The organism is Rhodococcus sp. T7, assembly GCF_009872365.1.
Classification (GTDB): Bacteria; Actinomycetota; Actinomycetes; order Mycobacteriales; family Mycobacteriaceae; genus Rhodococcus_F.
Window position 1 is genome coordinate 23,802 of the sequence record NZ_WXYH01000328.1, and the last position, 17,856, is coordinate 41,657.

Below are 17,856 nucleotides of genomic sequence, written 5' to 3' on the forward strand. Positions count from 1 at the left end.
GAACGACATCAAGAAGCGTCTTCCGACACGACATCGGAACGGGGCGTAGTCGATTCCAGCTTCCGGAGGCGCCGGACGGTGAACCCGAACAGCAGTCCCAGCCCGACCGCGGAGTACAGCGCGAGGGCGAGCGCGGGCTGTCCCAGCCCCACGTCGTCGAAGTACACGATGCTACGGATTCCCTCGGTACCCGCGCCGGGAGTGATCCACCGCCCGATGGCCGCGTAGAACGTGGGGATGACGTTCGAACCGAACGCGCCGCCTGCGCTGGGATTGCCCAGGATGACGAAGACGGCGATCGCGAGCGGCACCGCGAGGATGCCGACCGAGGCGCGCAGGCCGAGCGTGAACACCGCCGTGCCGAAGACGACACCGGTCCCGAGGAGCCACAGCGGGAACCAGTGACCCGCGAACGTGCCGAGCACGTGCGTCGTGATCAGGGCGCCGAGCGCGCCGGAGAGCAGGGCGTAGCCGAACAGGACGGCCGTGTGCGCCGACGCTTGGCGCAGCGTCCGCGGGGCGCCGATGAACAGGCCGATCGCGGCCGCGAGCAGGTAGCCGCCGACCACCCATCCGACCGCCAGATAGAAACCGGACAGGCCGCGGTTGTCGTGCGCGCCGACGGGAATCTCGTCGCGAACCGTGAACTCGCGACCCTGACTGTTCTCCACCTGGGTGAAGACCGATTCGAGCGCGCTGGAGATGGAACTGCCACCCGCGCTCGCCGTGATCAGGGTGTCGGGGCCGACGGGATTCACAACGAACGCGCCCTGGATCTCACGGTCGTGGAGGAGGCGGCGGCCTTCCGCGGTGTCCGAGACGACGCGTGCGCGGAGCGGGTTGCCGTCGATCGCGTCGAGCCGGTCGGCGACCTGCTGGTCCGTCCCGGCGGGCAGTCCCGCCGCGGCGACGACCCCGACCTCGATGTCGCGGGGCGTGGGCTGATGGAACGCGGCCACGTAGCTGAGGATGAAGCCGAGTTGGAGGAGGAGAACGCCGAAGACCAGCGCGGCCATCACCTTGGGCGCGCCGTACTTCGACACCGGGCTGTCGTGGTGCACGGGAGCCGGGGTGGTGGTTTCGCTGGCGGTGGTGGTCATCGGACGTCCTTGATCCTTGTCGATACCGTGGGTATTGAATACCCTAGGTATCGTGACTGAAGAACGTCAACGGGACAGTCGTCACACCGAATGGGCGCCGACGACGCGTCCCGGTCGCGACGTCGTGCGGCAGCGCCTCCTCGACGCGGCGGCGGAGGAATTCGCGGAACGCGGATTCAGTGCGGCCCGGCTCGCCGAGGTCGCTCGCCGGGCCGGATTCACCAAGGGCGCGGTCTATTCGAACTTCGAATCGAAGCAGGACCTGTTCGCGGAACTCTTCGCGGCGCGCTCACTCGAACTGGCGGGACGGGTGCTCGCCGAGATCGCCGGCATGAATCCCACGGACGCCGCGGGCAAGGGCGGGGAGGCCGTCGCGTCGTGGATGGTGCGCGAGCCGGGGTGGTTGCTGCTGGTACTCGAATTCGGCGTGCTCGCCGCCCGCGACCCGCAGATCGCGCAGGCCTACCTGCGGGAGCGGCGGCAACTCCGGGGACGGCTCGTCGAATTGATCGGCGAGCGCGCGCGGGAGTGGGGAGTCGACGACACGTTCGACGTCCGCACCACGGCCATCTCGCTGATGGCCCTCATCTCCGGCCTCGTGCTCGAACACTCCGTCGACCCGGAGGAAGTGGACCAGCCGACGATGGGCGCCGCGGTCACCGCGTTGTTCGCCGGTGCGGTCGCCCGGGCCGGGCTCGTCTGAACAGCCCGGGCCGGGCTCGTCTGAACAGCCCGGGCCGGGCTGGTGTGATTTCAGGCGGTCTGTGCGACGACCCCGTCGAGGAAGCCGCCGATGTGCGCCCACGTGGAGTCCTTGGCCTTCGGGCCCGCGACGAGTCCCAGGTGGCTGCCCGGCGCGGACTCGAACCGCACCGACGGTGACCCGGTGAGCACGTCCGTCGCCGCCCGGACCGACGGGATCGGGGCGATGACGTCCTCGGTGCCGCCGATCGCGAGGACCGGCACCGTCAGATCGGCCAGCGTGATCGCGCCGTTCCGGGTCTCGAAGCTTTCCTCGGTGAGTGCGTTCCCGAGGATCAGCTGCGTGCAGACCTGGCGGAAGAAGCGTGCGGGGTATCCCGGCATGTCGGCCATGAACCGGTCGATGGACTCCATGCGGGCCAGGGTCTCGGTGTCGTGCAGGTTCCGCGCGATGAACCACGGCTTGGTGAGCTCGCGCTGGAGTGCGGTGAAGCGGTAGCTGGCCTGGACCAGCGGCGCGGGCAGTCCGCCCATCGCGCCCGTGGCGGTGGTGAGGGGGCGGTCGCCGGTGAACCGGCCGACGGCCCGCAGCGGCGCGATCATGGTCACCGACTCGTAGTCGATCGGCGTGCCGATCGCGGTCACCGAACCGATCGGCAGATCGCTTCGGCCCGCGGCTGTGAGCAGCGACATCGTTCCGCCGAGGCTCCAGCCGATCAGGTCGACGGGTGCGCCGTCGTGGAGCCGGGACACCCGGTCGACGGCGGCGGGGATGAAGTCGTCCACCCAGTCCTCGAACCCCAGGCCGCGGTCGGCGTAGCCCATCGTTCCGTAGTCGACGAGATATGTGGCCTTGCCCGACCCGACCAGGTGCGCGGCCAGGCTCTGGCCCGGCCGGAGGTCGAAGCACTGTGCGGGCGCGGCGAGTGGCGGCACGAGCAGGATGGGCCGGTCGTCGTCGGTCTCGGAACCGTCGAACCGATACAGGTCCTGATGGGGTGCCTCGTGGATGCGCGTCGACGGGGTGCGCTGGACGGGCGCGATGCCGCCGCCGAAGGACAGTCGCCAGGCGTTGCGGGTCAGCGTGTTCAGCGTCGGGTTCCAGGCGATGTCGAGCACGGATTTCCTCTCGTGGCGGCGCAGATCCTTCAGGTATCTGTGACGTCAACATACAGGTAATCCTGCGGTGGTCCGTCAGCGGGAGGCGAGCAGAACTCGCAGCACGGTCGCCGGCCGCAGCAGCGCGCCCGGCCGGTCCAGAAGATGCGTCACCCGGAGAAACGCCGCGCCCACCGCCGGATCGACGGACGCCGCCCTATCGAGCCGGGCCGCGTACGCATTGACCGACCGGACCCGCGCCGACCGTCGTCCCGGCACGGCCGGGATCCGGAGGTCGTTGTCGACGGTGAGATTCCACGCCGCATCGATGCACCGGTTCGCCCGCCGCAGGAACTGGCGAGCGAGATGCGCCCGCCCCGACCGCAGGCAGTCCCGCAAGATCTGCGCCTCCACCGCGGCGACGCTCATCCCCTGACCGTAGATGGGATTGAACGAGCAGACGGCGTCCGCGAACGGCAGATAATTCGACGGCAGATCGTCCGCCGAATAGTGCCGCCGGACGGTCGTCGGGATCCGGTAGCGCACGCCGTCGTCCACCGGCACGGCGGTGAGCAAGGCGTCGTACATATCCGGGGCCGGGAACGACTTCACGAAATCGAGGAACCCGTCCGGATCCAGCGGCGGCACGTCGTCGCCGTACCCGGCCAGCGTGACGATCCACGTGCCGTTCTCCTGTACGCCCATGAATCCACTCCGCGGACTCGACGGTCCCGGCGCCATCCCGATGCCGGAATCGCCGTCGAGGTGCGGCGGATCGAGCCGGAAGTGTCTCGTCGCGTAGCTGACGTCCACGGCCACCTGCGACTCGGACGGCGGCGAAAACCCCAGCGCGCCGAGCCGGGCGACACTCTGCGAACTGCGGCCCGACGAGTCCACGACGAGATCGGCCCCGACGACCTCCGGCGGAACCCCGCCCCGGTGCTGCACGGTCACGCCGGTCACTTCTCCGCCGTCCAGGGCGAGGCCTGTGACGTCGGAACGGTCCAGGATCCGCACGTTCGGCAGGGCCCGGACCCGTCGGCGCACCTGCCACTCGACCAGCGGCCTGCTCGCGAGAATGCCGGGAACCCCGCTGGTCCCGCGGGCCATCCGATGCCCGTCGACGATCCACCGGATGTCGCCGAGCGCGTCGCCCGCAGTGGCGCCGAGCGCCAGGAGTTCGGGCACCAGGCCCGGCAGGAGGTCTTCCATCGCGGCCTGCCCACCGGCGAGGAGGGCGTGCACGTGCCGGGCCTGCGGCACACACCGGCGCGCCGTGGCCTCGTCGGGCAGGACGTCGCGGTCGAGGACGACGACGTTGCGGAACGTGCTGCCGAGCGCCGCCGCGGCCAGCAGACCGCCCATTCCGGCGCCGACGACCACGGCGTCGCCATCCGGGGTCGTCCGGTGCGTCATCGCGGCTGTCCGTTCGCAGACGGTGCAGAGACCTCCAGGGTATTTCGCCGGACACCGGCGAGCGGAGGTTACTCTCGAGTAATGACCGAACAGAAGACCTGGAATGCGTTCACCGTCGAGCGCAAGGATCACGTCGCGCAGGTGACGCTCATCGGGCCCGGTAAGGGCAACGCGATGGGGCCGGATTTCTGGAGCGAGCTTCCCGAGATCTTCGGTGAACTCGACTCCGATCCCGACGTGCGGGCCGTGGTGGTCGCCGGCTCGGGCAAGAACTTCTCCTTCGGCCTCGACCTGCCCGCCATGAGCGGCAGCTTCGGTTCCGTCCTCGCGGACAAGGCGCAGGCGGGCCCGCGCACCGCGTTCCACGACATGATCAAGCGGATGCAGTCCGGCATCAACGCGGTCGCCGACTGCCGCAAGCCGGTGGTCGCGGCAATCCAGGGCTGGTGCATCGGCGGCGGCGTCGACCTCATCTCCGCGTGCGACATCCGGTACGCCAGCGCGGACGCCCAGTTCAGCATCCGTGAGGTGAAGGTCGCGATCGTCGCCGACATGGGCAGCTTCGCCCGGCTGCCCGCCATCATCGGCGACGGACATCTGCGGGAACTCGCACTCACCGGCAAGGACATCGGCGCGGGTCATGCGGAGAAGATCGGTCTCGTCAACGGTGTCTACGCGGACGCCGACGCCGTCCTCGCGGCCGCGCACGCCACCGCAGGCGAGATCGCGGCGAACCCGCCGCTCGTCGTGCACGGCATCAAGGACGTCCTCGACCACTCCCGGGCGGCCGCCGTCGACGACAGCCTGCGCTATGTCGCCGCGTGGAACGCCGCGTTCCTGCCGTCACAGGACCTGACCGAGGCGATCACCGCCGTCTTCGAGAAGCGCACCCCCGACTTCAAGGGCGAGTAATCAGTCCGCACCGTCGGCGGTGGACGCTTATCCGCAGGTAAAGCCCAGTCCATCAGTTGCCCGAGTCCTCGCTGCGCTCGCATACTTGCCGACTACAAGTAAACGACCAGCGCAGCGAGGATACAGTGTCGAATTCGGTCGAAACGCCGGTGGCCTACACCCACCGGCAGATCCTGGCTGTACTCAGCGGGTTGATGCTCGGCATGTTCCTCGCCGCGCTCGATCAGACGATCGTGGCGACGGCGATCCGCACCATCGCCGACGACCTCGACGGCTACTCGCTGCAGGCGTGGGCCACCACCGCCTACCTCGTCACCGCCACCCTGGCGACGCCGCTCTACGGCAAGCTGTCCGACATCTACGGCCGCAAACCGTTCTTCATGTTCGCCATCACGGTGTTCGTGATCGGCTCGGTGCTGTGTACGTTCTCGACGTCGATGTACATGCTCGCGGCCTTCCGCGCGGTGCAGGGACTCGGCGCCGGCGGTCTGTTCTCGTTGGCGCTCACCATCATCGGCGACATCGTCTCCCCGCGTGAGCGTGCCAAGTACCAGGGCTACTTCCTGGCCGTGTTCGGCACGTCCAGCGTGCTCGGGCCGGTCCTCGGCGGACTGTTCGCCGGGCAGGACGCGATCCTCGGAATCGACGGCTGGCGTTGGGTTTTCCTGGTCAACGTGCCCGTCGGGCTGGTCGCGCTCACCGTCGTCTCCCGGGTGCTGCACCTCCCGCGACGATCGGGCGGAAGCCGGCGGATCGACTGGTGGGGCGCGATCGCCCTCGCGGTGGGGGTCGTGCCGTTGCTCATCGTCGCCGAACAGGGGCATACCTGGGGATGGGACAACTCGAAGTCGTTGGTGTGCTATGTGATCGGCGTCCTCGGCGTGCTGGCGTTCGTGCTCGTGGAACTCGCGATGAAAGACGACGCACTCATCCCGATGCGCTTCTTCCGCAACAGCACTTTCGCGCTCGGCGTCGTCATCAGCCTCGTCGTGGGCGCCGTCATGTTCGGCGGCATCAGCCTCCTGCCCCAGTACCTGCAGGTGGTGAAAGGCTCGAGCCCCACCCTCGCCGGATTCCAGATCCTGCCGATGGTCCTCGGCCTCATGGCGGGTTCGGTGGTGAGCGGCCAGATGATTTCGCGGACCGGGCGTTACCGGTACTTCCCGATCCTGGGGACCGCCCTCATCGCGGTCGGCGCGTTCCTGCTGCACACGCTGGCAGCGGACACCCCGATGCCCGTCGTGATGGCGTTCATGCTGATCCTGGGACTCGGTCTCGGAAACCTGATGCAGCCGCTCACCCTCGCCATTCAGAACGCCCTGCCGCCGCAGGACATGGGAGTGTCGACCGGAGCGGCCACCTTCTTCCGGCAGATCGGCGGCACCGCAGGCGTCGCGATCTTCCTGTCGATCCTCTTCTCCCGCCTCACCCCGGCCATCGGCGAGCGGGTGACGGCCGCAGCGGGCACGTCCGACTTCCGGCGGGCCGTGGTCGCCGCCGCGCAGAGCAACGACCCCGCCGAGGCCGCCATGGGTCAGGGAATGCTCAGCCCCGACCACGCAGGCGTCAGCGGCGTCCTCACGGACAGTTCGGTGATCGGAAGGCTCGACGACGTGCTCGCCCTGCCCTTCCGGGAAGGATTCGCCGACGCCATCGGATCCGTCTTCCTCACCGTGTCGATGCTCGCCGTCGTCGCATTCGTCCTCACCGTGCTGTGGAAGGAAGTGCCCCTCCGCAGCGAGTCCGGACTCCAGGCCGCGGCACGGGGCGACGCGGGGGAGTGAGACGGCAACGGCGCCCAGCCCACCCGATGACCGGGGAACTGGACGCCGTCGCCGCGAACGTCGGGAGGGCTCAGTGCCCGCCGTTGTCCTTCAGACGCTTGATCGACGCCTCGACCTCCGCCTTCGCCTCGGCGAGCCCGACCCAGTCGGCGCCCTCGACGTGCTTGCCCGGCTCGAGGTCCTTGTAGTGGACGAAGAAGTGCTTGATGGCGTCCAGTTCGAACTGCGGAACGTCGCCGATGTCCTGGATGTGGTCCCAGCGCGGGTCACCGGCAGGCACGCACAGCACCTTGTCGTCGCCGCCGGCCTCGTCGACCATCTTGAACATGCCCACGGGGCGTGCCTCGACGATGACGCCGGGGAACACCGACTCGGGGAGCAGGACCAGCGCGTCCAGCGGGTCGCCGTCCTCGCCGAGGGTGTTCTCGATGAAGCCGTAGTCGGCCGGGTAGCCGAACGCGGTGTACAGGTAGCGGTCCAGCTTCACGCGACCGGTCACGTGGTCGACCTCGTACTTGTTTCGCTGACCCTTGGGGATCTCGATGGTGACGTCGAACTCCACGCCGATTCCTCGCTGTCGTGTCGATGATGATTCGGGGAGAGGATATCGGGTCGAGGATAAGGTTGGTTGTCTGACCACCCACGAATCACAGTGAAGACGGAGGCGCGTTGCCGGGCCAGGGAAAGAAGAAGATGGGCTCGTTGGCGGGACGCCACCGTCGGAACATGCGAATTCTGTTCGCGTCGGTCGTCGTCGTGGTGCTCGCGATGGCCGCCGTGCTGGTGGTCGCGGTGAGCGCGCACAACGCGTCGGCGGGGCGCGGCGAACTGACGATCGTCCCCGAACCGGCTCCGATCATCGCGGCCCCGCAGGTCACGCCGGTCCCGGACGACGCGCCGATGCCGAGCGCGCAGGGGATTGCCGCCGCGGTCGGTCCGGCCGCCGCCAACCCGGACCTCGGCAAGTTCAGCGGAACGGTCGCCGACGCCGTCACCGGCCAGGTGCTGTGGAGCGTCAACCCGCAGACCCCGATGACGCCTGCGTCCACCACCAAGGTCCTCACCGCCGGATCCGCGCTGCTGTCGCTGCCGTCCGATCACCGCGTCACGACGACGGTGGTGCAGGGGGCGGCTCCCGGGGAGATCGTCCTCGTCGCCGGTGGTGATCCCACTCTCACCGCGAAGCCGGTCGGGGAGAACGGCTACTACCCGGGTGCGGCGCACATCTCGCAACTGGTCGATCAGATCCGCAATGCGGGCATCCAGGTGACGCGCATCGTGGTCGACACGAGCATCTACTCGGGCGACACCATGGCGCAGGGATGGTTCCCGACCGATGTCGGCGCCGGATTCATCACCCCCACCGAGCCGATCATGATCGACGGCGGACGCGCCGACCCGCTCGTGGACGAGTCGCCGCGCAGTTCGACGCCCGCGCTCGACGCCGGGCGGACGCTGGCCGGTGCGCTCGGTGTCGACCCCTCGGCGGTCGCGTCGGGGGTCGCGGCACCCGGCGCCGCTACTGTCGCGAGTGTGCAGTCCGCGCCGCTGCGCGACCGGTTGCGGCAGATGATGGAACACTCGGACAATGTGCTTGCCGAAGCGATCGGGCGGGAGGTTGCCATGAATGCCGGCGCAGAAGCATCGTTCGCGGGCGCCGTCGCGACCATCGGCCAGACCCTGACCGGCGCCGGATTCGATCTGTCGGGGCTCACCTTGCACGACGCGAGCGGGCTGTCTGTCGACGACCTCATCGCACCGCACACGCTCGACCAGGTCCTGACGGCCGCCGCCGGGGAGGGGAATCCCGCCCTGCGGCCGATGCTCGACTACCTGCCGGTGGCAGGCGCCACGGGCAGCCTGTCGGACCGGTACGCGTCGGGCAACCGCACCGGCGCCGGATGGGTGCGCGCGAAGACCGGCACCCTGTCCACGGCCAGCGCCCTCGCCGGCTACGTGGTGGACCAGAACGGGCGCGTCCTCACGTTCGCGCTGATGTCCAACGACCGCCCGCCGGAGGTCAGCCGTCCCGCACTCGACGCACTTGCGGCCGCGCTCCGCACGTGCGGGTGCCAGTGATGGCCGCCGAAGGAAACGCCTTCAGCGGTGCCGTCGACTGGAAACTCGCAGCCAGGACGGGGGTGAGGCTGGCGCGCAGCGGGCCGGCCACGTCGCGGTATACGGCCGAGACCGTGGTCGCGGAACTGGCCGACGCGTCGATGCGTGCGGAACTGCCCGTGCGGGAAGTCACCGGACTCGCCGACGGACTGCCGGTGCCCACCGCCCAGATCCTCGACCGGGCGGGGTGGATCCACGCAGCCGCGCATTCGATGTCGCAACTCACCGGCGGCGACGCCGCCCCCGGCATGCTGCTCGGCAAGCCGGCGGGCATTCAGGCCGGGGCGATGCTCGCCTACCTGTCCTCGGCGATCCTCGGCCAGTACGACCCGTTCACCGGCGACAACGGAACCCTGCTGCTCGTCGCGCCCAACGTGGTGGCCGTGGAGCGCACACTGCGGGTGCAGCCCAGCGACTTCCGGCTCTGGGTGTGCCTGCACGAGGTGACGCACCGGGTGCAGTTCTCGTCGTCACCGTGGCTCACCGGGTACATGCAGGAATCGGTGGAGACCCTCGGATCCGCCGAGGACGAGTCGATCACCGACATCGTCGGCCGGTTGTCCTCCGCGCTGCGCGACCGCGGGCGCACGGAGCCCGACGAGTCGGGTGCACCGGGCGGCATCGTCGGACTCCTGCGCGCGACCCAGGCCGAGCCGCAGCGTGACGCACTCGACCGCCTGCTGGTGCTCGGAACCCTCCTCGAGGGACACGCGGACCACGTGATGGACGCGGTCGGTCCCGCGGTCGTGCCGTCGGTGGCCGCCATCCGCGCGGCCTTCGACAGCAGGCGCCGCCGCAAGAGCAACCCGGTGCAGCGCCTCATCCGGGCGCTGCTCGGGATGGACGCGAAGATGGCGCAGTACGTGCGCGGTAAGGCGTTCGTCGACGCCGTCGTGGACAAGGTCGGGATGGACCGGTTCAACGTCGTGTGGACCGGACCCGACACGTTGCCCCGCCTCGCGGAGATCGACGCGCCGGACGCCTGGGTGTCCCGGGTGCTGGGCTGATTCGCGAAGGGCTGAGCCGGTGACAGTGCTTCCCGAGGAACCGGCGATCCTCGAGGTTCGTCACGCCGTGCGGCGCTGGATCGTGGCACACGCCCCGGACGGCGACGTCGCGGTCGCGCTGTCGGGTGGCGCCGATTCGCTGGCCCTGACCGCGGCGGCCGCCGCCGAGGCGCGTTCGGTTACTGCCCTGGTCGTCGATCACCGGCTGCAACCGGGGTCAGCAACCGTCGCCGACGAGGCGGCAGAGCGCGCCCGGGACCTCGGCTGTGTGTCCGCCGAGGTGCTTCCCGTCGACGTGACCGGATCCGGCGGGCTGGAGGCCGCCGCCCGGCAGGCCCGCTACCGGGCCCTCGACTCGGCGCGCGGAACCCGCCCGGTGCTGCTGGGACACACCCTCGACGATCAGGCCGAAACGGTGTTGCTGGGCCTGTCTCGCGGTTCGGGCGGTCGATCCATCTGGGGGATGAGCCCCTACGACAGTCCGTGGGGCAGGCCGCTGCTGGACGTGCGACGCGCGGTGACCCGGCAGACCTGCGCGGAACTAGGCCTCAGCCCGCACGAGGATCCGCACAACGCCTCACCCGACTTCGTCCGGGTGCGGCTGCGCACCGAGGTGCTGCCGCTGCTGGAGGACGTCCTCGGCGGCGGCGTCGCCGGGGCCCTCGCCCGCACCGGGGAACACCTGCGCGAGGAGGGGGCGGTCCTCGACGCGGTGGCCGCCGACGCCGAAGCGAAAGTCGTGGTGGACGGGGAAATCGACGCAGCGCTTCTCGCCCTGTCGGCGCCGCCCGTCCGCAGGCGGGTACTGCGTAGCTGGCTCCTCGCGGCCGGTGCGCGCGGTCTCGGAGACACCCAGTTGCGGGCCGTGGACGACCTCGTCGCCCGATGGCGGGGGCAGGGACAGGTGGCGGTCGGGGGCGGAACACCGGACGCGAGGTTGGTGGTCCGACGGCGACGTGGCAGGCTGAACGTCGGATTGGACGACCGACGAAGGGTTTGATCGCGTGTACGAAGGCGACATCGCATCGGTACTGATCTCCGAGGACGAGATCCGTCGACGTACCGTCGAACTGGCCGAGGAGATCGCCAAGCGCTACCCGGAGGGCGCCCCGGAAGGGGATCTGCTCCTGGTGGGTGTCCTCAAGGGCGCCATCTTCTTCATGACCGACTTCGCGCGGGCCCTCCCCATCCCCACCCAGATGGAGTTCATGGCCGTCAGCTCCTACGGGTCGTCCACGTCGTCCTCGGGTGTCGTGCGCATCCTCAAGGACCTCGACAAGGACATCGCCGGCCGCCACGTGCTGATCGTCGAGGACATCATCGACTCCGGTCTCACACTGTCCTGGCTGATGCGCAACCTCTCGACGCGGAACCCGGCGTCGCTCGAGGTCGTCACGTTGCTGCGCAAGCCCGACGCCATCAAGGTCGACATCAACGTCGCGAACGTCGGCTTCGACATTCCCAACGAGTTCGTCGTCGGATACGGCCTCGACTACGCCGAGCGGTACCGCGACCTGCCGTACATCGGAACGCTCGAGCCCTCCGTCTACGGCGGCTGAACCCAGCCCGTCAGCGGGCGGTTTCGTGGGACACGGCGAGTTCCAGGGCCCGCAGATCCTGCTCCAGCTGCCGGAACAGCCAGTACACGCCGACGAACGCGAAGATGCCACCGACGCACAGAATGCGGACGGCGATGATCACCAGCGTGATCTCGTCGGGCGACAGGAACGTCACCCCGGCCACACCGGCCAGCGGAACCGACGCGGCCACCGCGAGATACAGCGTGCTGCGGCGGTCGAGGCCCCGCAGTTTGTGCGCGTCGGCGCTGCTCGCGATGTCCTGCGGTAGCAGGGTCGGGTAGATGCAGCGCACCGCGAAGAACGCCACCACGAAGAACGGGTACGCCACCGACACGGCACCGCACACGATCAGCGACGCGATGAAGTGCACGTACGCGCCCGGCGGCACGTTCCCCGCCGCCAATTGCAGGGAAATCGGATAGGCGATTCCCGCGATCACCCACAACCCGAACACCACGAGCACCACGCGGTCGCCGAGCAGCAACGTGTCGGTGCGCGCACGGGCCAGGGTCTGGCGGTCGTACGTCCGGCCCTTGCGCAGACCCCGCGGAACCAGCAGCGGGTAGCGGCACCAGTAGAGCAGCATGATCGCGCCCAACGGGAACGCGATCGAGTTGATCACCAACTGGATCCCCTCGAACGACTGCTGCGCCTCCGGCGTCAGATTGCTGATGATCAGCATCTTGTTGTGGTGATAGTTGTACGCACCCGCGAGGGCGTTCGGCACCGCGATACCGAAAACCAGAATCGGGAGGGCGAACCGGCGCAACCGCATGCGCCAACTGTTCGGCGGCGGATCGACGAGATCACGGGCCCGCGGGTTCAGGCACAGGTCGAACTGCTGGGCCAGTTCGGCGCCCGTCGACCACCGGTCCTCCGGCTTCGGCGCCAGACACGTCAGCAGTACCCGGCGCAGCGACGGCGGGCAGTCGGCGGGCAACTGGTCCAGGAACTCCGGGTCGACGTCCCGGCTGCGGCTGTCCAGCATCGCCTCGAGCGCGGCGAGCGACTCGCTCGACACGTCCTCGTCCTGGAACGGGCGCCGCCCGCACATCAGCTCCCACAGCATCACCCCGAGCGCGAAAATATCGCTGCGGGTGTCGAGGTCCGCCGCCGTTCCCGGCATTCCGCGGTGACACGCCTCCAGTTGCTCGGGGGACATGTAGGCCAGGGACCCGCCGAAGTAGGCGAGCGGTGACGCCCCGGTGACGGAGTCGCTGAAACTGATGTTGAAATCGGCGAGCTTGGGCACACCCTCCGCCGTCAGCAGGATGTTGGCGGGTTTGATGTCGCGGTGCAGGACGCCCCGTTTACCGGCGTAGTCGAGGGCCTCGGCCAGTCGCCGTCCCAGCCACGCGATCGTCTCGGGCCAGGTGAGCGACGCGATCTCGTCCCGCACACTCGAGTCGGTGGGCCTGAGCTCGCCCTTCTCCCGCATCTCCTCGTCGACGACGTCGAGCAGCAGGCTGCCGGTCCGCTCCTGCTCGGGCGTGACGCGCACCCGCCGCAGAACCCGCAGCAGGGTGCCACCCGGCAGGTACTGCATGTAGAGCAGGCGCAGTTCGCGGTCCGCGAGCAGCCGCTGGTCGAACACGCGGACGATGTAGTCGTGATCGAGCTTCGCGAGGGTCTGCGGCTCGTTCCCCTTGTCGTGGGAGATCTTCACCGCCACGAGACGCTGCATCGACCGCTGACGTGCGAGGAACACGCGGCCGAACGCGCCGCTGCCCAAACTCATCAGCAGATCGAAGTCGTCGACCTGCTGCCCGACCTCCACGTCGTCGAGCGCCGCATTGCCCGGCGGCATGGTGATGAGCGTGTCCGGCTGCCGGGCGGTCACGGTCGGACCGGCCTCCGCGGTCTGTTCCGCGGCAGCGGTTTGTTCGGCCGCGGCGGTCTGCTCGGCGAGTGCGGTCTGCTCGGCGGTTATCGTCCGTGCGGACCGGGTTTGCTCAGCCGTCACCGTCGGCGGGCCGGCCGCGACCGTCGCTTCGCTGCTCTCGTGTTCGGAGTTCGTGACTCCGACGGTCCGTTCGGCAGAGTCCGATCCAGCGGCCGATCCGTCTCTGCCCGACCCGTTTCCTCTGGTCATTGCACATCGAGGGTTCTACTGGGCGGGTTCTCTGGGCACATCGAGGTTGTCTGGAGCGGTGTGAAGAGTCCCATCCAGGGACAAGCGAATGGTAACCCCGCAGACCTGCCGTATCCAGCGCGAATACTCGAAATTGCTGCTGCGCTGCACCATATACTCAGGTGATGGGGGACTCCCCGTTCACCTCAGCCGTCGTCGTCGCCGAGCAGGTCCGCTCGGGCGTCTCGAGCCCGATGGAGCAGGTCGAGGCCGCGCTCGCGGCCATCGCGGAGCGTGAACCGAAGATCCAGGCGTTCGCCGCCGTCCTCGGCGACCAGGCCCGAGCCGAAGCGCTCGCCCTGTCCCGCCGACCGGATCTGGCCACCCTTCCACTGGCCGGAGTGCCCGTCGCGATCAAGGACGTCATCCCCGTGGCCGGGTGGCCTATGCGCGAGGGATCGGGCGCGACCAGCGCCGAACCGAAGGCCGCCGACCATCCGGTCGTGGCGCGACTGCGTGCGGCGGGAGCGGTCGTCGTGGGCCTGACGACTCTTCCCGAACTGGCGGTGTGGGGAACCACCGACGCGCCCGGGCACATCACCCGCAACCCGTGGAATCCGTCGCGGACCTGCGGCGGCTCGTCCGGGGGAGCCGCCGCCGCCGTCGCCGCGGGAATGGTGCCGCTGGCACACGGGACCGACGGTCTGGGTTCGATCCGCATCCCCTCGGCCAACTGCGGAGTGTTCGGCATCAAACCGGGCAGGGGAGTCGTGCCGTCCGAACTCGGCGCCACCTCGTGGTTCGGCATGGCCGAGAACGGGCCCATCGCCACGACCGTCGACGACGCCGCCCTCATGCTGTCCGTGATCGCCGACCGTCCCGAACTCGCGCGGATCGGGCCGTCGGAGCCGCTGCGGATCGCGGTGGCGTCGGGGTCGCCGACGTTCCTGGCGACGGTCGATCCGCAGTGGCGGGACGCGGCCGTGCGCGCGGGGACGGAACTGACCGGCTCGGGCCACGACGTGGAGCCCGCGACGTTGCCGTACCCAATCAACCTGATTCCGGTTCTCGCCCGCTGGACGGCGGGAACGGCCGCCGACGCGAAGGGCCTCGACCGCAGGCGACTGCAGCCGCGGACCCGCAGGCACGTCGCGCTGGGCCGCGCACTCGGCCGGTTCGTCCGCCCGGAGCAGGTGAACAGGCTCGAGGACTCGCTGCGCGCCTTCTTCGAGAACTACGACGTCGTGATCACCCCGGCGCTCGCACAGCCGCCGCTCGCGGCGACGACGTGGAGCGAGCGGTCGTGGTTGTCGAACATCGTGGCCAACGTGCGGTACGCCCCGCTCAGCGCGCTGTGGAATCTCGTCGGCTGGCCGGCGGCCAGTGTCCCCGTCGGCACGCACTCGCATTCGGGCACCCCGCTGGCCGTGCAGATCGCGGCGCCGCCCGGTGGCGAGGCCAGGATCCTGGCCCTGGCCGCGCACATCGAGCGGGTCGGCGGCGGCTGGCCGAGGGTCGCGCCCACGCGGTGAACTCGCGCACATCCGGACCCGGATCGAGGCGGAGGGAACCGATGGGCCGCCGCGTGCGTTGAACGAAATAGCGACCGCTCGCGACAGCGGTTGGCTGCTACCTGGAGTCGCCGGGGTGCCTTCGCGGTAACCTGGTTTGTCCGGTTGGCAGCCGGAAGGCGCACCCGGAAGACCCGCACTCTCGAAAGGACCGGCCATCTCGGCCGACCTGTATGAACCGTAAGACTGTGTTTCGAAACCTGGCGATAGTTGCCGGCATCCTGCTGGTGATCTACGCCTTCAGCTACTTCGGCAACGACACGCGCGGATTCAAGGGTGTCGACACCTCCGTGGCGATCGCGCAACTCGACGCGAACAACGTCGACAAGGCGCAGATCGACGACCGGGAGCAGCAGGTGCGCCTGTGGCTGAAGGACGGCAACGACGCCACCGACGGCAAGACCGAGATCCTTGCCAAGTACCCGGCGTCGGCGTCCGAGCAGATCTTCAACGAGATCTCCGACAAGGGGCTGCAGAGCTACAACACCACGGTCACGCAGGAGAGCTGGCTCACGTCGATCCTGCTGTTCGTGCTGCCGATGGTGATCCTGCTCGGCATCTTCTTCTTCGTGATGAGCCGCATGCAGGGCGGCGGTCGCGGCGGCGTAATGGGCTTCGGCAAATCCAAGGCCAAGCAGCTCAACAAGGACATGCCGAAGACCACGTTCGCCGACGTCGCGGGTGCGGACGAGGCGGTCGAAGAGCTGTACGAGATCAAGGACTTCCTGCAGAATCCGGCGCGCTACCAGGCATTGGGCGCGAAGATTCCCAAGGGCGTCCTGCTATACGGTCCGCCCGGAACCGGTAAGACTCTGCTCGCCCGCGCGGTAGCAGGCGAGGCCGGTGTCCCCTTCTTCACGATCTCCGGTTCGGACTTCGTCGAGATGTTCGTCGGTGTCGGTGCGTCCCGTGTGCGCGACATGTTCGACCAGGCCAAGCAGAACAGCCCCTGCATCATCTTCGTCGACGAGATCGACGCCGTCGGACGTCAGCGTGGCGCCGGTCTCGGTGGCGGTCACGACGAGCGTGAGCAGACCCTCAACCAGTTGCTCGTCGAGATGGACGGTTTCGGTGACCGCACCGGCGTCATCCTGATCGCCGCCACCAACCGCCCCGACATCCTGGACCCGGCGCTGCTGCGCCCGGGCCGCTTCGACCGGCAGATCCCGGTCGGCGCCCCCGACCTCGCCGGCCGACGCGCCATCCTGAAGGTTCACTCGCAGGGCAAGCCGATCGATCAGCACGCCGACCTCGAGGGCCTGGCCAAGCGCACCGTCGGAATGTCGGGCGCGGATCTGGCCAACGTCATCAACGAGGCCGCGCTGCTCACCGCCCGCGAGAACGGCACCGTCATCACGGAGGCCTCGCTCGAGGAGTCCGTCGACCGGGTCGTCGGCGGCCCCCGCCGCAAGAGCCGCATCATCAGCGAGCACGAGAAGAAGATCACCGCGTACCACGAGGGCGGGCACACGCTCGCCGCGTGGGCGATGCCCGACATCGAGCCGGTCTACAAGGTCACCATCCTGGCCCGTGGCCGCACCGGTGGTCACGCGATGACGGTGCCCGAGGACGACAAGGGCCTGATGACGCGGTCCGAGATGATTGCACGCCTGGTCATGGCGATGGGTGGCCGCGCCGCCGAGGAACTCGTGTTCCACGAGCCCACCACCGGCGCATCCTCCGACATCGACATGGCGACAAAGATCGCCCGGTCGATGGTCACCGAGTACGGCATGAGCGCCAGGCTGGGTGCGGTGCGGTACGGCCAGGAGGGCGGCGACCCGTTCCTGGGCCGGTCGATGGGGCAGCAGTCCGACTACTCCCACGAGGTCGCGCGCGAGATCGACGAAGAGGTCCGCAACCTCATCGAGGCGGCGCACACCGAGGCGTGGGCGATCCTCAACGAGTACCGCGACGTGCTGGACATCCTGGCGACCGAACTGCTCGAGCGCGAGACCCTCACCCGCAAGGATCTCGAGAAGATCTTCCACAGCGTCGAGAAGCGCCCCCGGATCACGGCGTTCAACGACTTCGGCCACCGGACTCCGTCCGACAAGCCGCCGGTCAAGACGCCGCGGGAACTCGCGACCGAGCGTGGCGAGCCGTGGCCCCAGCAGGCCGAACCGGTGTTCGCGCAGCAGCAGTCGCAGTCGGCCCCGCCTCAGCAGCAGTACCCGCAGCCGTCGCCGGCCAACGGCTACTCGCAGCCCACTCCGGCCAGGCCGCAGGGCGGCATGACGCAGCAGCCGCGTCCCGACTACGGCGCCCCCGCCGGATGGTCGGCTCCGGGCTGGCCGCCGCGCGATCCGGGCAACCAGAATCCGGAGGGGCAGTACCCCGGAAACCAGGGCCCGGGCACCAACCAGGGTCCGGGGAACCAGTGGAATCCGCCGCACGAGCAGCGGGGCACCGGGGACGACGACGCGCAGACGAGGGCCTGGAAAGGACCGGACGGATCGAACTGATCCGCCCGACACTAGGCTGTTGCTTCGGGACG

14 protein-coding genes are annotated in these 17,856 nt (G+C 69.1%); 9 read left to right on the forward strand and 5 right to left on the reverse strand.

Features of this window, described 5'->3' with window-relative positions:
• Nucleotides 1–8: 8 nt before the first annotated feature.
• Nucleotides 9–1,100: a hypothetical protein gene (locus MLGJGCBP_RS27950; RefSeq protein WP_160099571.1), complete on the reverse strand. Its 1,092-nt coding sequence runs from the start codon at nucleotides 1,098–1,100 to the stop codon at nucleotides 9–11.
• A 124-nt stretch (nucleotides 1,101–1,224) separates the two neighbouring features.
• On the opposite strand from MLGJGCBP_RS27950, the gene MLGJGCBP_RS27955 reads away from it, so the two are divergent.
• The gene (locus tag MLGJGCBP_RS27955; protein ID WP_160099615.1) at nucleotides 1,225–1,803 is read left to right on the forward strand and encodes a TetR/AcrR family transcriptional regulator; all 579 of its coding nucleotides are present in this window, start codon (nucleotides 1,225–1,227) and stop codon (nucleotides 1,801–1,803) included.
• Nucleotides 1,804–1,853: 50 nt separating this feature from the next.
• On the opposite strand, the gene MLGJGCBP_RS27960 is transcribed toward MLGJGCBP_RS27955, so the two are convergent.
• Together MLGJGCBP_RS27960 and MLGJGCBP_RS27965 are read right to left on the reverse strand one after the other, a co-directional pair.
• A complete protein-coding gene (locus MLGJGCBP_RS27960) occupies nucleotides 1,854–2,921 on the reverse strand; it encodes an alpha/beta fold hydrolase (protein WP_160099573.1) in 1,068 nt (355 codons plus the stop codon).
• Nucleotides 2,922–2,996: 75 nt separating this feature from the next.
• Nucleotides 2,997–4,316 (reverse strand): monooxygenase, encoded by a 1,320-nt coding sequence (locus MLGJGCBP_RS27965; RefSeq protein WP_160099575.1) that lies wholly within the window; start codon nucleotides 4,314–4,316, stop codon nucleotides 2,997–2,999.
• An 81-nt stretch (nucleotides 4,317–4,397) separates the two neighbouring features.
• Between MLGJGCBP_RS27965 and MLGJGCBP_RS27970 the strand changes: the two genes are divergently transcribed.
• Nucleotides 4,398–5,228 carry a crotonase/enoyl-CoA hydratase family protein gene (locus MLGJGCBP_RS27970; RefSeq protein ID WP_160099577.1) on the forward strand — a complete coding sequence of 277 codons (831 nt, stop codon included), beginning with the start codon at nucleotides 4,398–4,400 and terminating at the stop codon, nucleotides 5,226–5,228.
• 125 nt (nucleotides 5,229–5,353) lie between these two features.
• Entirely contained in the window at nucleotides 5,354–7,012 is a 1,659-nt protein-coding gene (locus MLGJGCBP_RS27975) for an MDR family MFS transporter (RefSeq protein WP_087559779.1), read from the forward strand.
• 70 nt (nucleotides 7,013–7,082) lie between these two features.
• On the opposite strand, the gene MLGJGCBP_RS27980 is transcribed toward MLGJGCBP_RS27975, so the two are convergent.
• Nucleotides 7,083–7,574, reverse strand: coding sequence for an inorganic diphosphatase (locus MLGJGCBP_RS27980; RefSeq protein WP_124391753.1), 492 nt, complete (start codon nucleotides 7,572–7,574; stop codon nucleotides 7,083–7,085).
• Between the two features lie 131 nt (nucleotides 7,575–7,705).
• Between MLGJGCBP_RS27980 and dacB the strand changes: the two genes are divergently transcribed.
• Genes dacB through hpt form a run of 4 tightly spaced genes read left to right on the forward strand, consistent with a single transcriptional unit; the run spans nucleotide 7,706 to nucleotide 11,696 of the window.
• A complete protein-coding gene (gene dacB, locus MLGJGCBP_RS27985; RefSeq protein WP_160099617.1) occupies nucleotides 7,706–9,091 on the forward strand; it encodes a D-alanyl-D-alanine carboxypeptidase/D-alanyl-D-alanine endopeptidase in 1,386 nt (461 codons plus the stop codon).
• Nucleotides 9,091–10,137, forward strand: coding sequence for a zinc-dependent metalloprotease (locus MLGJGCBP_RS27990; RefSeq protein ID WP_087559776.1), 1,047 nt, complete (start codon nucleotides 9,091–9,093; stop codon nucleotides 10,135–10,137). The genes dacB and MLGJGCBP_RS27990 overlap by 1 nt, the downstream gene beginning before the upstream one ends.
• A gap of 19 nt (nucleotides 10,138–10,156) precedes the next feature.
• Nucleotides 10,157–11,137: a tRNA lysidine(34) synthetase TilS gene (gene tilS / locus MLGJGCBP_RS27995; RefSeq protein ID WP_160099579.1), complete on the forward strand. Its 981-nt coding sequence runs from the start codon at nucleotides 10,157–10,159 to the stop codon at nucleotides 11,135–11,137.
• A 4-nt stretch (nucleotides 11,138–11,141) separates the two neighbouring features.
• The gene (gene hpt / locus MLGJGCBP_RS28000) at nucleotides 11,142–11,696 is read left to right on the forward strand and encodes a hypoxanthine phosphoribosyltransferase (RefSeq protein WP_072947351.1); all 555 of its coding nucleotides are present in this window, start codon (nucleotides 11,142–11,144) and stop codon (nucleotides 11,694–11,696) included.
• 10 nt (nucleotides 11,697–11,706) lie between these two features.
• Here hpt and MLGJGCBP_RS28005 read toward each other — a convergent pair whose 3' ends face one another.
• Nucleotides 11,707–13,809, reverse strand: coding sequence for a serine/threonine-protein kinase (locus tag MLGJGCBP_RS28005; protein ID WP_087559774.1), 2,103 nt, complete (start codon nucleotides 13,807–13,809; stop codon nucleotides 11,707–11,709).
• A gap of 164 nt (nucleotides 13,810–13,973) precedes the next feature.
• Here MLGJGCBP_RS28005 and MLGJGCBP_RS28010 point away from each other — a divergent pair, with 164 nt between their 5' ends.
• Together MLGJGCBP_RS28010 and ftsH are read left to right on the forward strand one after the other, a co-directional pair.
• A complete protein-coding gene (locus tag MLGJGCBP_RS28010) occupies nucleotides 13,974–15,320 on the forward strand; it encodes an amidase (RefSeq protein ID WP_160099581.1) in 1,347 nt (448 codons plus the stop codon).
• Between the two features lie 212 nt (nucleotides 15,321–15,532).
• Nucleotides 15,533–17,824, forward strand: a complete 2,292-nt coding sequence (gene ftsH, locus MLGJGCBP_RS28015; protein ID WP_160099583.1) for an ATP-dependent zinc metalloprotease FtsH — start codon at nucleotides 15,533–15,535, stop codon at nucleotides 17,822–17,824.
• Nucleotides 17,825–17,856: the final 32 nt, after the last annotated feature.